Origin of the sequence: uncultured Algoriphagus sp., assembly GCF_963974835.1 — a bacterium.
Lineage (GTDB): Bacteria > Bacteroidota > Bacteroidia > Cytophagales > Cyclobacteriaceae > Algoriphagus.
This window is the reverse complement of record NZ_CAXBET010000001.1, coordinates 1,311,856-1,327,136: the sequence shown is the minus strand read 5'-3', so window position 1 is coordinate 1,327,136 and position 15,281 is coordinate 1,311,856. Positions and strand designations below refer to the sequence as shown.

At 40.0% G+C, this 15,281-nt stretch carries 11 protein-coding genes; 7 read left to right on the top strand and 4 right to left on the bottom strand.

The features are described 5' to 3' along the window. Positions 1–136 precede the first annotated feature (136 nt). Together AACZ73_RS05920 and AACZ73_RS05915 are read left to right on the top strand one after the other, a co-directional pair. The gene (locus tag AACZ73_RS05920) at positions 137–2,371 is read left to right on the top strand and encodes a DPP IV N-terminal domain-containing protein (protein WP_339876261.1); all 2,235 of its coding nucleotides are present in this window, start codon (positions 137–139) and stop codon (positions 2,369–2,371) included. Positions 2,372–2,434: 63 nt separating this feature from the next. Next, positions 2,435–2,839, top strand: a complete 405-nt coding sequence (locus AACZ73_RS05915; protein WP_339876259.1) for a carboxypeptidase-like regulatory domain-containing protein — start codon at positions 2,435–2,437, stop codon at positions 2,837–2,839. 1 nt (position 2,840) lies between these two features. Here AACZ73_RS05915 and AACZ73_RS05910 read toward each other — a convergent pair whose 3' ends face one another. The 3 genes from AACZ73_RS05910 to AACZ73_RS05900 form a co-directional block, all read right to left on the bottom strand. Further along, positions 2,841–3,023 (bottom strand): CPXCG motif-containing cysteine-rich protein, encoded by a 183-nt coding sequence (locus AACZ73_RS05910; RefSeq protein ID WP_339876258.1) that lies wholly within the window; start codon positions 3,021–3,023, stop codon positions 2,841–2,843. 76 nt (positions 3,024–3,099) lie between these two features. Then, positions 3,100–5,718 carry an ATP-dependent chaperone ClpB gene (gene clpB, locus AACZ73_RS05905; protein WP_339876256.1) on the bottom strand — a complete coding sequence of 873 codons (2,619 nt, stop codon included), beginning with the start codon at positions 5,716–5,718 and terminating at the stop codon, positions 3,100–3,102. Between the two features lie 197 nt (positions 5,719–5,915). Continuing rightward, on the bottom strand, positions 5,916–7,175 hold the full coding sequence (locus AACZ73_RS05900) for a dipeptidase (RefSeq protein WP_339876254.1): 1,260 nt from the start codon (positions 7,173–7,175) through the stop codon (positions 5,916–5,918). Between the two features lie 170 nt (positions 7,176–7,345). On the opposite strand from AACZ73_RS05900, the gene AACZ73_RS05895 reads away from it, so the two are divergent. From AACZ73_RS05895 to AACZ73_RS05875, 5 genes are all read left to right on the top strand, one after another. Then, positions 7,346–9,073: a hypothetical protein gene (locus AACZ73_RS05895; protein ID WP_339876252.1), complete on the top strand. Its 1,728-nt coding sequence runs from the start codon at positions 7,346–7,348 to the stop codon at positions 9,071–9,073. 88 nt (positions 9,074–9,161) lie between these two features. Then, positions 9,162–10,052, top strand: coding sequence for an ATP-binding protein (locus tag AACZ73_RS05890; protein ID WP_339876250.1), 891 nt, complete (start codon positions 9,162–9,164; stop codon positions 10,050–10,052). A 321-nt stretch (positions 10,053–10,373) separates the two neighbouring features. Further along, positions 10,374–11,375, top strand: a complete 1,002-nt coding sequence (locus AACZ73_RS05885) for an acyl-ACP desaturase (RefSeq protein ID WP_339876248.1) — start codon at positions 10,374–10,376, stop codon at positions 11,373–11,375. Positions 11,376–11,485: 110 nt separating this feature from the next. Further along, positions 11,486–12,775, top strand: coding sequence for a Zn-dependent hydrolase (locus AACZ73_RS05880; protein ID WP_339876247.1), 1,290 nt, complete (start codon positions 11,486–11,488; stop codon positions 12,773–12,775). Positions 12,776–12,834: 59 nt separating this feature from the next. Further along, positions 12,835–14,376 carry a bifunctional GNAT family N-acetyltransferase/carbon-nitrogen hydrolase family protein gene (locus AACZ73_RS05875; RefSeq protein ID WP_339876246.1) on the top strand — a complete coding sequence of 514 codons (1,542 nt, stop codon included), beginning with the start codon at positions 12,835–12,837 and terminating at the stop codon, positions 14,374–14,376. Between the two features lie 58 nt (positions 14,377–14,434). On the opposite strand, the gene AACZ73_RS05870 is transcribed toward AACZ73_RS05875, so the two are convergent. Then, positions 14,435–15,208 carry a Rossmann-like and DUF2520 domain-containing protein gene (locus AACZ73_RS05870; RefSeq protein WP_339876244.1) on the bottom strand — a complete coding sequence of 258 codons (774 nt, stop codon included), beginning with the start codon at positions 15,206–15,208 and terminating at the stop codon, positions 14,435–14,437. Between the last annotated feature and the right edge of the window lie 73 nt (positions 15,209–15,281).

The following is a 15,281-nucleotide window of genomic DNA, read 5'->3' as shown; positions in this document are numbered from 1 at the left end:
GTTCATACGCATAACTATATACTCCTACAAAACTTTAAACAGGCCATATTGACCTGTTTTTCTTTTGGGTTAACCTTAACTGAGAAGTCTTGGGATATTCTTTTATTTTTAAAGATCTAAATTTACCTATCACGCCATGCGATTTTCCCAGCAACTCCTTTTTTTAGGAATTCTTTTTTCCCTTTCGGTACAAAACCTTCAAGCACAATCTTCAGATTTACTCACATTAGAACAAATCTACGCCTCCAGTGAATTCCAACAAGAGCGTCTTCAACCTATTCAGTGGATTGAAAATGGTGATGCATATGTCACTGTAGAGAACGGAAATGAATTGACTCGATGGGACAGCAAAACTTTAGAAAAATCTGTATTTGTTCCTGGTTCAGCTTTATCAAATAATAGCAAACCAATCCAAATTGAATCTTTTAGCCTTTCTGATGACGGCACAAAAGTTTTGATTTTCACAAACTCCAGCCGTGTTTGGCGATCAAATACAAAAGGAGATTACTGGGTTTATGATCTTGCCTCAAAAGAATTAAAACAACTTGGAAGCAAGTTCGACTCTTCCTCCTTAATGTTTGCCAAGTTTTCAGCTGACAATCAATATGTGGCCTATGTGCAAAAATTCAATTTGTATCTTGAAAACTTCAAAACTGGGGAAATCACCCAGCTAACAAATGACGGCACAGACAAGATAATCAACGGAACGTTTGACTGGGCTTATGAAGAAGAGTTTGGGAAGCGAGATGGCTTTGCATGGAGCCCAGATGCCAAATTCATTTCTTATTGGCAGATCGATGCATCGAAAATCGGCACTTTTTACATGATCAATAATACCGACTCGGTTTATTCCAAGCCTATCCCACTTCAATACCCAAAAGTCGGAGAAGAGCCTGCTGGTGCCAAAATCGGGATGATTGATATGGATTCACAAAAAACCATGTGGATTCCGATTCCCGGAGGAGAAAAAGAAAATTATCTCCCAGGCATACAATGGATAAATGAAGATTTATTGCTGATTCAGCAGATGAACCGCAAGCAAAATCAATTGACAATCTGGACTTACCAGCCGTCAAATGCTGATTTGAAAAAGGTTTATGTGGAAATGGAAGAAACATGGGTTGACTTAGCTTATCCTGATTTGTCCCGCTATGGCTGGAGTGATAATAGTTTGCCACTAGTTGATGATGGCAAAGCTTTTCTCCGAATGACTGAAAATGACGGCTGGAGACATCTTTATAAAATTGAAATTGCAACTGGAAACAAAACCTTGCTTACTCCTGGAGAATATGATGTGGCTTCTTTTGGAGGACTTTCTGATAAAGAAGTATTTTTCATCGCCTCTCCTAAAAACCCTACCCAGCGCTACTTGTATGCGATTGATTTGGCAGGAAAAGGAAAGCTACGAAGAGTAACTCCAGAAGCTTTCGCAGGAGTAAACACTTACGACATCGCTCCAAATGGTGAAGTAGCTGTACATAATCATCAAAGTACTTCAGATCCTTTGACGACAAGATTGGTCTCTTTGCCAAAGCATGAAATCTTAAAAAATCTGGTAGAAAATGCGGAATACAAAGCCAAACTAGCTTCTTTAAAAACACCAGAGATCAAATTCACTACAGTCACTACATCCGAAGGAGTGACAATGGATGCAAGGGTGATTTATCCTGTGGATTTTGATGAGACGAAGAAATATCCTGTGCTATTCCATGTCTATGGTGAACCTTGGAGCACAGTGGCGACGGATACGCAAGTTGGACTTTATAATATTATGCTGGCGCAAAAAGGTTACTTCATAATTGATATGGATAATCGCGGGACGCCAACTTTAAAAGGCAGCAATTGGAGAAAGAGCATCTACAGAAAAGTAGGTGTAATAAATGCCCAAGATCAAGGTCTGGCGGCAAAGGAATTACTGAAGCTTCCTTATCTGGATGAAACAAGGGTTGCTGTTTGGGGATGGAGCGGAGGCGGATCCATGACACTCAATCTGATGTTTAAATTCCCGGAAGTCTATCAAACAGGAATGTCCGTCGCAGCAGTTTCAAATCAGCTGATCTATGACAACATTTATCAGGAACGTTACATGGGATTGCCTCAGGAAAACATGAAGGACTTCGTGAATGGCTCGCCCATCACCTATGCCAAAAACTTAAAGGGAAACCTATTGATCGTGCATGGTACCGGCGATGACAACGTGCATTATCAAGGAGCCGAAATGCTTATGAATGAGCTGATCAAGCACAACAAGCAATTCCAAATGATGCCCTATCCAAATCGCTCCCATGGAATCTATGAAGGAGCCGGCACCTCACTTCATTTATACACTTTGTTGACAAATTATTTGATAGAGCATACTGCAGTAAACTAATTATCAAATAATTAGGAATTTCAAACTATTTTATTTTTCTTGCTATTAAAATTTAGTAGACTTATGAAAAATACATTGATCCGGTCCCACAAGCGTTATTTGAGAAGGTTAAACATTGGCATTGCTTGTGCATTTTGTTTGTTCTTAGGAGGTCTAGCTTTCTCTGTTACAAATCTTTCTGCCACTCCTGAAAATGAACAACTCAAACCAGATAAAACAGTAAAGGGAATTATCCTTTCAGCAAATAAGAAGCCTATGCCAGGAGCGGTCATCAAAGTCAAAAATTCAACTACCGGAACTGTGACCGATATTAATGGAGTCTTTAGTCTAGATTTAAAAAAATTTGAAGAGTCTAGTTTAACGCTGGAAATTTCTATGGTGAATTATGAGTCCAAAGAGGTAGTAATAAAAACAGATAAACTACCACAGGATTTGGGCAAGATAACTTTAAAAAAAGGAGCCGAATAGCTTACTGCTCTATCGAATTAGCTTCGAAAACCATAATTTCTCCCTCTTCAATTTCAGTCTTTAATTCTATTGGATTGCAGCAGACTTCGCAGTCCTCAATATACTTTTGAGAAGAAATCGAAGAATCGATTAACATAGATATTTCAGCTAGGCAGTAAGGGCATTGAAAGAAGTGTTCTATCATATCACAAGTTAGTTAAAAATAAAAAAACCCTCGAAACTACATGCTCCGAGGGTTTAACTCTAACCACTAACCTAAATTACACTTCTATTTCAGAATCAACATTTTTAAAGTAAACCTGATTGTCGGCATCCAAGTCCACCATTACAGCTGAATCGTTTTTGATATAGCCGGATAAAATTTGTTTTGAAAGCTCATTCAAGATCAATCGCTGCATAGTTCTCTTTAGCGGTCTGGCTCCGAAGTTGGCATCGAATCCCATTTCTCCAAGGTAATCCAAGACCTCCTTGGTCGCTTCGATTTCGATTCCTGATTCAGATAATCTATGCTGAATCTCTCTCCATTGTATATCTACGATTTTGCGAATGATCCCCTTATTCAAAGGTTCAAACATTATCGTCTCATCGATTCGGTTGAGAAACTCAGGCCTTACGGACTTCTTCAACAAATCAAACACTTCAGCTTTGGTCTTTTCCAAAACATCTTCCTTGTTCCATTCCTCCATCTCAGCAAATCGCTCCTGGATCAAATGAGAACCGATATTTGTAGTCAAAATGATGATCGTGTTTTTAAAATTCGCCACACGACCTTTGTTATCTGTCAACCGTCCGTCATCCAACACTTGTAGGAGAATGTTAAACACATCGGGATGCGCTTTTTCAATTTCATCCAGCAAAATCACAGAATATGGTTTTCTACGAACCGCCTCAGTCAACTGACCACCTTCATCGTATCCCACATAGCCTGGAGGCGCTCCCACCAATCGGCTTACTGCATGCCTTTCCTGATATTCGGACATGTCGATCCGAACCATGGAATTCTCATCATTGAAGAGGTATTCGGCCAAAGCTTTTGCAAGTTCAGTCTTTCCGACACCTGTAGTACCCATAAAGATGAAGCTACCAATCGGCCGTTTTGGATCCTGCAGGCCAGCACGGCTTCGGCGAACTGCATCTGATAACGCTGTAATCGCCTCTTTCTGACCAGCCACTCTTTTTCCAAGCTCTTCCTCCAGATGGAGCAATTTCTCCCGCTCAGACTGGATCATTTTATTCATCGGAATACCTGTCCACTTGGACACAACAGCAGCGATGTCTTCATGATCTACCTCCTCTTTAAGCAAAGGCGATCCAGCTTGCATTTCTGCCAGCTGAGATTTGAAAGACTCCAACTTTTGCTCAGCTTCTCCGATCTTTCCATATCGAATCTCTGCTACTTTCCCGAAGTCTCCAGCACGCTCTGCCTGCTCAGCTTCCATCTTATAATTATCTATCCGCTCTTTTTCACGCTGAATTCCGGTAATCACAGCTTTTTCGCTTTCCCATTTCGCTTTCACGCTATCCCGCTTCTCTGCCAGCTCCGCTAATTCCTTACTCAGTACAGTTTCTTTATCCTTATTCTTTTCTCTTCGGATAGCTTCCCGCTCGATTTCCAACTGCATGATTCTACGATTCAGCTCATCCAATTCCTGAGGTAAAGAATCAATCTCCATCCTCAATTTGGCTGCAGCTTCATCCATCAAGTCAATGGCTTTATCCGGTAAGAAACGATCAGAAATGTATCGTTGCGAAAGCTCGACTGCCGCAATCACCGCATCATCTTTAATCCGAACTCCATGGTGCAATTCATACTTATCCTTAATTCCACGGAGAATAGAAATCGCATCAGCAGCATCTGGTTCATCTACAATGACAGACTGGAACCTTCGCTCCAAAGCCTTATCTTTTTCAATGTATTTCTGGTATTCCTTCAGAGTTGTCGCACCGATCGCATGCAGCTCACCTCTTGCCAGTGCAGGCTTCAACAAGTTGGCTGCATCCATTGCTCCTTCACCTCCGCCTCCAGCGCCAATGAGTGTATGAATCTCATCAATAAAGAGAATGATCTCGCCTTCAGCATCAGTCACCTCTTTGATCACAGCCTTCAATCTTTCCTCAAATTCACCTTTATATTTGGCACCTGCCACTAGCAAGCCCATGTCCAAAGAAATCAAGGTTTTAGATTTAAGGTTTTCTGGAACGTCTCCAGAAACAATTCTCTGGGCAAGTCCTTCAACAATAGCGGTTTTACCCACACCAGGCTCACCCAAAAGAATTGGATTGTTTTTGGTCCTTCTGGCTAATATTTGAAGAACTCTCCTAATTTCTTCATCACGGCCAATTACCGGGTCAATTTTCCCTTTCTTAGCCATTTCGTTCAGGTTTTTAGAGTATTTCTCTAAAGCCTGGTATTTACTTTCTGCGTTTTGGTCGGTCACTTTATTACCTTTTCTAAGTTCTTTTATAGCTTCTATTAAAGGCTTCTCAACAATGCCCTGATCTTTTAATATCTGTGCTGCTGCATCACCTACTGCTAATATTGCGAGCAATAAATGCTCAATGGCAATATATTCATCTCCAAATGTTTTAAGATAGTCTTTTGCTTTACTTAAAACCTGATTGGAATAATTGGAAAGATAAGGCTGTTGCCCTCCACTTACTTTGGGAAGTTTGGCAAGTTGATCATCCAATTTTTGATTAATCAACTGCTTACTTGTTCCAAATTTCTTAAATAAGAAATCCGTAACATTTTCGTCCTCGGAGAGAATTCCTTTTAGCAAATGAGCTGGTTCTATATTCGGCTGTGCTCCTGCCGATGCCAACTCCACAGCTTTTTGAATCGCCTCTTGGGATTTTATGGTGAATTGTTTAAAGTCCATATGAATTATCCGTGGTTAGTTACTTGATGTAGTTCCTTTCCTACTAATCAAATCTTTCGCCAAGCCAAGATATCAGTCAAAATGACTGAATCATGATCTAATTCTTGGATAATTCGGAAAAATTGACGCAATAATAGACTAAAAAATATAAAAACCTCGCCAAAATAGGGCGAGGTTTGCAAAGTCCAAATGTAGAGTTATCCTTTTTGAGTTGCCGCATAATCCTCCACAGCCTTCCACACTCTAAATACATTCTTGTAACAAATCTTCTCAATGTCTTCTTGGGAATACCCTCTCTTTAAAAGTTCTGCGATCAAATTCGGATACATTGAGACATCTTTTAATCCAGTCGGCAACGAATCCCCAACGCCATCAAAATCAGACCCCAATCCTATATAATCGATCCCTACTAAATTCTTCACATGATCAATATGATCTGCAACCCGCTGAACAGTCGGAAAAGGATTATTGGCGGCCATGTATTCAGAAGCATAATCTTTGAAAGCAGAATCTCCACGGCTCAAATTATTTTCAGCCATGTAATTGATGAGATGCTCACGGACCTTATCAGAACCAGCGGCATACGCAGAATCAATAAATGATCCTCCGAAATTGATCATCATCACTCCACCGTTTTTGGCCATGGCCTGAATTAATTCGTCACTCATGTTCCTTTCAAAATCCGGCGTGAATTTCCTTACCGATGAGTGTGAGGCTATCACAGGAACCTTAGTAATTGCCAAAGCATCTTTAAAAGTATCATCCGAAACGTGGCTTAAATCAACCATAATTCCCACGCGATTCATCTCTGCTACAACCTGCTCTCCATATTCACTCAATCCATTGTACAGTCTAACCGTATCGTAGCTACTATCTCCTATAAGATTTGCTTTCCCATGAGTCAAAGTAATATACCGTATACCTCTCTCCTGAAAATAGGCAACATTCGATATTTCGTCTTCGAGAGCAGAACCATTTTCCATGCCCATTGGAAGAGAGACTTTGCCTGCTGCAAAATTTGCTTCCACATCAGCTGGGCTATAAGCCATTGCAAACTGATCAGGGAAAGTCTCGGCCAAACGCTCGGTCATAAGAATTAGGGAATCCGCTAATGCCTTTGATGAACCAGGGGTCTGCTGCAGACCTGCAGGAATATAAATAGACATAAAAGGAGCATCCAAGCCGCCTTCCTTTGCTCTAGGAAAATCAAAATTGCCATCTGGAGTACGAACGGAAACATCCAATACTTCCCGCTGAAGGGTGAACCCTCCTACTTTCATTCGATAGGGCAAATCAACATGACCATCAACTATAATAGTCTCCTGAGCCATTTTTGTGGCTACTTCGAGACGCTCATCATCGGACATTTTAGAATAGTCAATTACCTCTTCTTTTTCCTGAGGTGAACATGCAAATGCCAAACTAGCATATAAAACAAGGCTTAAATATTTTTTCATACGTTGGTGGGTTAGTATTATCTCGAAGATAAGTGGTTTTTTAAATCAAGCCTGAAATAATCCACTAAAGGTCCATTGATCAAAATATTTGGCAAACCTAAACGATTTCAAGACCAAATATCTACAGAATCAATTGGTTATTAGTAAATTTCAATACAAAATTACCCCTCATGAAAAATATTTGGATAATCTTATTTTTTCTCATTGTTAGTTGGGGCTGCAACTCAGATCAATCCTCTTCCATACAAATTCTCATTGAAAATGATCTGGAAAATGATCTAAGCGATGGAAGAGTATTAGTCATTTTTTCTACAGACAGCGTTAATGAACCTCGATTTGGTATCAATGATAACGTAGGGACAAATCAGGTATTTGGGATGGATTTTGAAAACTATCAAGTGGGAAATCCAATTGAATTTGACATTAAAAGTTTTGGATATCCAATTGAACGACTTGACGACGTTCCTGAAGGATCATACTATGTACAAGCATTTATTCAAAAATATGAAACCTTCATACGATCAGATGGTCATACAGTAAAACTGCCAATGGATCAAGGTGAAGGTCGTCAATGGGCCAGAGCTCCAAAAAATATCTATAGTAAACCAGCTTTGGTCAACTGGCAAAAAGGGCAGAAACTTCAATTGACTATAGATCAGGTCATTCCAAAACTTGAAAAACCTGATGATACTGACTATATAAAACACATTGAGTTTAAGTCGAAGCTACTTTCAGAGTTCTGGGGTAGAGACATATTTCTAGGTGCAAACATCCTTCTACCGGAAGGATTTGATAAAAACCCTAATCAGTATTATCCTGTGATGATTTTCCATGGTCATTTTCCATCTGATTTTTCGGGATTTAGAACAATCCCTCCTGACCCTGAACTAAAAGACGACGATTACAATGCAAGATTTGGCATCTATGGTTATGAAAAGATTCAACAGCAGGAAGCTTACGATTTTTACAAAAAATGGACTTCACCAGATTTTCAACGCTTCATCATTATAGAAATCCAGCATGCCAATCCATATTATGATGACAGTTATGCAGTCAATTCCGCAAACTTAGGGCCTTATGGGGATGCTATTACTTACGAGCTGATCCCCCACATAGAGGAGAAATTCCGTGGAATCGGAGAGGGTTGGTCTCGTTTCCTTTATGGAGGTTCTACAGGAGGTTGGGAAGCATTGGCTGTTCAGGTATTTTATCCTGACGAATATAATGGCTGCTTTGCCGCATGTCCTGATCCAATAGACTTTAGAGCATATACTTCTATCGACCTCTATGAAGATGAAAATGCTTACTACCAAGAAGGGGAATTCCGAAAGACTTTACGCCCTGGCCACAGGGATTATCTAGGTCATGTGTCTGCCACAGTGAAAGACATGAATCACAGGGAGCTAGCCATAGGTGGAGAAAAAAGCCGTTCTGGTGATCAGTTCGATATCTGGCAAGCGGTATACTCTCCGGTAGATACAGATGGCTATCCAAAACCAATTTGGGATAAATATTCCGGTAAAATTAATCCTGATGTAGCTGTTTACTGGAAGGAAAATTATGATCTTCGCTATATCATGGAGAGGGATTGGGAAACTTTAGGTCCAAAATTGGAAGGAAAAATCAACATCTTCTGCGGTGACATGGATAATTATTATCTTAATAACGCAGTTTATCTTACAGAGGATTTTTTGGAACAGACACAAAACCCTTACTATGATGGTACGGTGGCATATGGCGACCGAGCTGAGCATTGTTGGAATGGAGATCCTACTTTACCGAATTATATTTCTAGATTGAGATATAACACGCTATACTTAGATGCAATTGGGCAAAGACTTTTGGACACTGCTCCAGCAGAATTTAATAGATATAATTGGACAGTAACCAAGAACTAATAACAATCGAACATGAATTACGCATAACTCAATGTGATGACTATTAATGCATGCGAAATTCAGCTTTACCAATAAAACCAAAAAATTAATGATGAAATCAACAACACTTAAACTAGGATTACTCGGAATCACGAGTGCATTTATCTTCGCCAATTGTTCTTCCCCAAAAACAGAAGAAACTACCGAAGAAATGGAAGTTGTAGAAGAAGTAAAAACTCCCACGCTTACTAAAATCTGGGAAACAGACACGACATTGATTACTAATGAATCTGTACTTTATGATGCTTCTTCAGGAAAAATATATGTCTCCAATATTGAGGGTGATCCAAGTGGAAAAGATGGAAAAGGCTCCATATCAATAATTGACAAACAAGGAAATATCGTCTCCCAAGATTGGATTACCGGATTAAATGCACCAAAAGGTATGGGTATAGCGAACGGCAACCTGTATGTCACCGATGTTGATCAGCTGGTAGAAGTGAATTTGGAATCAGGAGAAATTAGCAAAAAATACCCCGTAGAAGGTGCTGGCTTTTTAAATGATCTAGACACTCATGAGGGCAAAGTTTATTTCACAGATATGAATACCGGTAAGGTTCATATGCTAGAAGGCGGTGAAATATCTGTTGTAACTGAAGGACATGAGTCCATCAATGGAATTGCACTTGGGGAAGATGGGACACTTTTCGTTCTTGACAAAAGTGGAATGAAATCATTACAAGCAGATGGCACTTCAACGATACTAAATGATATTGTCACAGGAGGTGACGGTCTTGTAATTTTAGGGGACGGGAATTATGTAGCTTCCAGATGGGCAGGAGAAATATACTTTGTAAATGGCGATGGAGAAACTTTGCTTTTGGATACAAAAGATGCTGAATCCAACACTGCTGACATAGGATTTATACCTGAAGATAACATTGTTTTAGTACCTACTTTCTTCAAAAATAAAGTTGTAGCCTATAAATTAGAATACTAAATCAAAACCTATTTTAAGTAGTCAAAAGCCTTCTTACGAAGGCTTTTTCACGTTAAGTGAACTGGGAGCACTTAATTTTCCTTATCTTAATATGCAGGCTCTAAAAAGAATCCACCCAATTTGGAGCTTTTTATGAAAAATTTCTGAGAATTTTAAGGAAATTATCGGATGCTCACACAGCTAATACACTGGAATTTGGACACTTATGGATTCCTGAATCATTGAAAGGTACTTTCTATCAGTAATTTGTCCATTTGTGAGTAAATTTGTCCTAATTCAAAACCGTACCGAGTAATATAAAAATCGGACATAAATTTATCCATGATGAGATCAGGAGAAATAAATTACGAACTAGAAAAGAACATTGAGGTCATCTCTCAGCTAGATGATCTTGTTGGAGAGGCTGTTGACAATATATTGGTTGATCCTGATAAATGCTGGCAACCCACAGATTTCCTTCCTGATTTCGGGGATCCGGATATTTACGACCAAATCAAACTTTTACAACAACGCTCTGAGGGTATTCCTGACACTGTCTTGACATCTCTGATAGGAAATATGATCACTGAGGAAGCTCTTCCAAGTTATCAAACCTACTTCAATATGATGGAAGGGATCAATACAGAAAGATCACTACTTTCTCCATCAGGATGGGTAAGATGGTCCAAATCATGGACTGCTGAGGAAAACCGTCATGGCGATCTTCTGAATAAATACCTGTATATGACAGGAAGAGTGGACATGAAAGCCGTAGAGCAAACCATCCATAGACTTCTGATGAATGGTTTTGATGCTAATACTGGAGGAGATCCTTATCAGGCAATTGTATACACTTCCTTCCAGGAAAGAGCTACTAAAGTATCTCACGTGAACACTGGAAAACTTGCTGATATAGCTGGAGACCCGGTTTTGGGGAGAATTTGCAAGCAAATTGCAGGTGACGAAGCTCGTCATGAAAAAGCCTATAAAAGCTTTATGTCAGCAATTTTTGAGATTGATCCAAATGGAGCTATCCTCGCCTTTGAAAAACTAATGAGAAAGCAAATTGTGATGCCTGCTGTCCTAATGGGCAAGGGCGGATCCAATCCTTCCCTATTCACACAATTTTCTGAGGTTACCCAGAAAGTCGGGATTTACACAGGATGGGATTATGCTAGAATCATCGAACATCTTGTTAGCCTTTGGAAAATTGAAAGCTTAACAGGCCTAAATGACGTAGCTTCCAAAGCACAGGATTATTTGGTGAAATTATCTGATAGATACATGAGGCTTGCAGACAGGATGAAAGCTCCTGATGAAGTAAAACTTGCTTGGCTCAAATAAGCTATAAAAGATTTCATTTAAATCCTTTCCCATGTGGAAAGGATTTTTTGGTTATAAATGCTAATACTTATCTTATTGAAGTACCTTTTAAAATGAGAAAAACTATCGCAATGAAAAACTATTTTTTTGGACTCTTACTTTTCCTTAATGTATCACAGGGTACCGCTCAAAACATCCAAGTAAACCAAGACAGACTTTCACTTCTTATTAAAGATCTTTCCGCTTTCGGTAAAAACGAGAAGGGGGGATCTGATCGAGTGGCATATAGCTCTCATGATATCGCTGCAAGAAAATTTGTTGTAGAGAAAATGAAGAAGCTGGGGCTAGATGTAACTGTAGATTTTGCAGGGAATATAATCGCAAAAAAGGCTGGCTCTTCCCCTGTTCTTAAACCAATTGCTTTTGGCTCGCACATCGATGAGGTACCAAACGGAGGGGATTACGATGGCCCAGTGGGATCTATGAGTGCGATAGAAGTCGTTCAGACATTGATTGAAAGTAAGACTATGACCCAACACCCTTTGGAAATCATTATTTTCACAAACGAGGAAGGTGGCGTAGTAGGCAGCAGAGCACTTGCTGGTAAACTATCCCCAGAAGCATTACTCACAAAAAGTAGTAGTGGGCTCACCCAGGCTGAAGGGGTAAAAGCTGTCGGTGGAGATCCTGAGCGAATATTGGAAGTGAAGAAAGCTGAAGGAGATTATGCTGCCTTCCTCGAGCTACATATAGAGCAAGGAGGTAATCTCGAACGTGAAGGAATACAGATCGGAGTCGTAGAAGGTATTGTAGCGATTGAATGGTGGCAGTTTACTTTTAAAGGATTTGCTAATCATGCCGGAACTACTCCGATGAACATGAGAAAAGACCCTATGCTTCCTGCGGCAAAGTTTATTCTAGCTGTCAATGAAACAGTCAAATCATATGAAGGTGCCCAGGTAGGAACTGTGGGGAAAATCGAAGCTTTCCCTGGAGCTGGAAATGTAATCCCCGGTGAAGTCACGTTAAATCTGGAGCTTCGAGATCTTTCTTCTGAAAAAATCTGGGAAATCTATCATGTTTTAGCTGCGAAAGCTCAGGAGTTTTCAGATGAATATGGGATTGAATTGAGCGTAAACCATCAAGAAGTGGCTAGTAAACCAGCATTGGCAGATCCACTGATTCAAAAAGCAATTGAACAATCGGCTACTAAACTTGGTCTATCCACTATGTATCTTCCAAGTGGTGCCGGTCATGATGCCCAAGAGATGGCTGGATTAGCACCTATGGGTATGATTTTCATCCCAAGTAAAGGTGGAATTAGTCATTCTCCACAGGAATATTCGTCGCCTGAAAACATTGCAAACGGAGCCAATGTTTTACTTCAAACAATCCTTAGACTTGACAAGGAATTACCGTAATTGCATCGCTTTTGTGAAAACCGAGTCTATCAAACCTCAGCCTATTAAGCAATCTCCTTATGGACAATACGCAAGTAGAAAATATATCATTATCCTATCTTCAGCCTTCTGACTATGGCGATTTCAAAGCCGCCATGATCGAGGCTTACAGAAGTATGCCGGGATCTTTCTGGGCAGAAAGTCAGATTGAAACATTGATTTCTAAATTTCCTGAAGGACAGGTTGTCATCAAAATAAATGATCAGCTAGCTGGATGCGCACTGTCAATTATCGTAAGTGATGCTGACTTGGAAGGCGAACATACCTATAAAGATATTACTACCAACTTTACTTTCGAAAACCACAATGACGATGGGGATATGCTCTACGGTATTGATGTCTTTATCAAACCTGAATTTCGCGGTCTGAGACTTGGCAGAAGGCTATATGATTACCGCAAAGAGCTTTGTGAAAAGTTAAACTTAAAAGGAATCGTCTTCGGTGGAAGAATCCCTAATTACCATAAGTATGCGGAGCAAATGGGGCCTAAGGAATACTTGGAAAAAGTAAAGCTGAAAGAAATCTATGATCCAGTTTTGAACTTTCAACTGGCAAATGACTTCCACCCGGCGCGGATCATGAAAAACTATCTTGAAGGTGATGCTGCCTCAAGTGAATTTGCTGTTTTATTGGAATGGAAAAACATTTATTATGAAAAACCAAATAAAAAAGCCTCTTCCAATAAAACCATTGTGCGCCTTGGTTTGATTCAATGGCAAATGCGCCTGTATGACAATTTGGATGAGTTGATGCAGCAAGCAGAGTACTTCATCGATGCCGTGTCCGGTTACCGCTCCGATTTCGCACTTTTTCCTGAGCTTTTCAATGCGCCGTTGATGGCAGAATTCAATCACCTAAGTGAAGCGCAGGCAGTTCGAGGATTAGCTAAATATACCGACGAAATCGTCAAGCGTTTTGCGCAGCTATCAGTCTCCTACAATATCAATATCATCACCGGCTCTATGCCGAAGATCAAAAATGATAAGCTGTATAATGTAGGTTACCTCTGCAAGAGAGACGGATCAATCGAGACTTACGAGAAGCTACATATCACGCCATTGGAAGCCAAAGTCTGGGGAATGCAAGGTGGAAGTATGTTGAAGGCATTTGACACGGACTGTGGGAAAATCGGAATCTTGATTTGCTACGATGCAGAGTTCCCGGAGCTCAGCAGAATTCTAGCTGACGAAGGAATGGACATTTTATTTATTCCATTTTTAACAGATACACAAAACGGCTATTCTAGAGTAAGGAACTGCGCGATGGCAAGAGCTATAGAAAATGAATGCTATGTAGCCATGGCTGGAAGTGTTGGGAATCTGCCTAAAGTTCACAACATGGATATGCAATACGCGCAATCCATGGTAATCACGCCTTGTGACTTCCCTTTTCCAAGCAACGGAATCAAAGCTGAGGCTACACCAAATAATGAAATGACGTTAATCGCAGACGTAGATCTTTCATTGCTAAGGGAACTTAATCAATTCGGCAGTGTAAGAAATCTGAAAGATCGACGGACTGATTTATTCGAATTGAGGCTAAAAGATATTCCCAAACCATAAAAACGGGGTTGATTTGGATAAAAGGATTCCACAAATTCTAAGAACAATTCTCCGCTGATTAACTATCTATAATATCCTGAGAGACCAATCTATAGATCTCAGCAAAATTCTCATTATAGCTCAAAAAGCGATGATGGTCTTCCAGGGTTTCATAATCCTCCCGAATTGCAGGGCCTGTTTGAGCAGCCTTCGCTCCTATCTGAAGACTTTTGGAAATCGTCTCAATAATCAGCGGTTTGAGCATTTCAAAATCCAATCCTTGCCGGTGCATTACTTCCTCCGCTATTCTAATCATATGATTGGAGAAATTGCTTGCAAAAACAGCTGCAATATGCATGGCTTTCCTATCTTTTGATCTCACAGTATAAGTCAGAGGGGATAAGCTTTTAGCTAGCTTTTTAAGTTTTTGCAAAGTCTCTTCATCATCAGACTCCAGCAAAAAAGGAATTTCATCAAATTCAATTTTTCGTCCTTTGGTAAAGGACTGCAAAGGGTAAAAAATACCAGTATAAGTAGCCGAGCTATAATTTAAAATATCTAAAGCAACTGAACCTGAAGTATGGACTAGAATACTATCCTCTGGCAAAATTATCTCATCTGCGACTTCAAGTATCGCGGAATCTTTGACCGCCAAAATAAAAATATCTGCCTCACTAGCTGAAAAATCCAAATCATCTTTGGGCTCTCCCGCATAAACCCGACCAGTTATATTCTCTGCACTTTTTATCGTGCGCGCATAAACCTCTGTGATGACATGTCCTGCATCTTCTAAGGCTGGAGCGAGATGCCAAGCAACATTCCCAGCGCCGATAATGGCAATTTTAAACTTCATACGCTAATTAAACCAAAAATTCGACCAAAGAAAAAGCCATTCAAATCTCTCCGAATGGCTCATTCTAAATTTA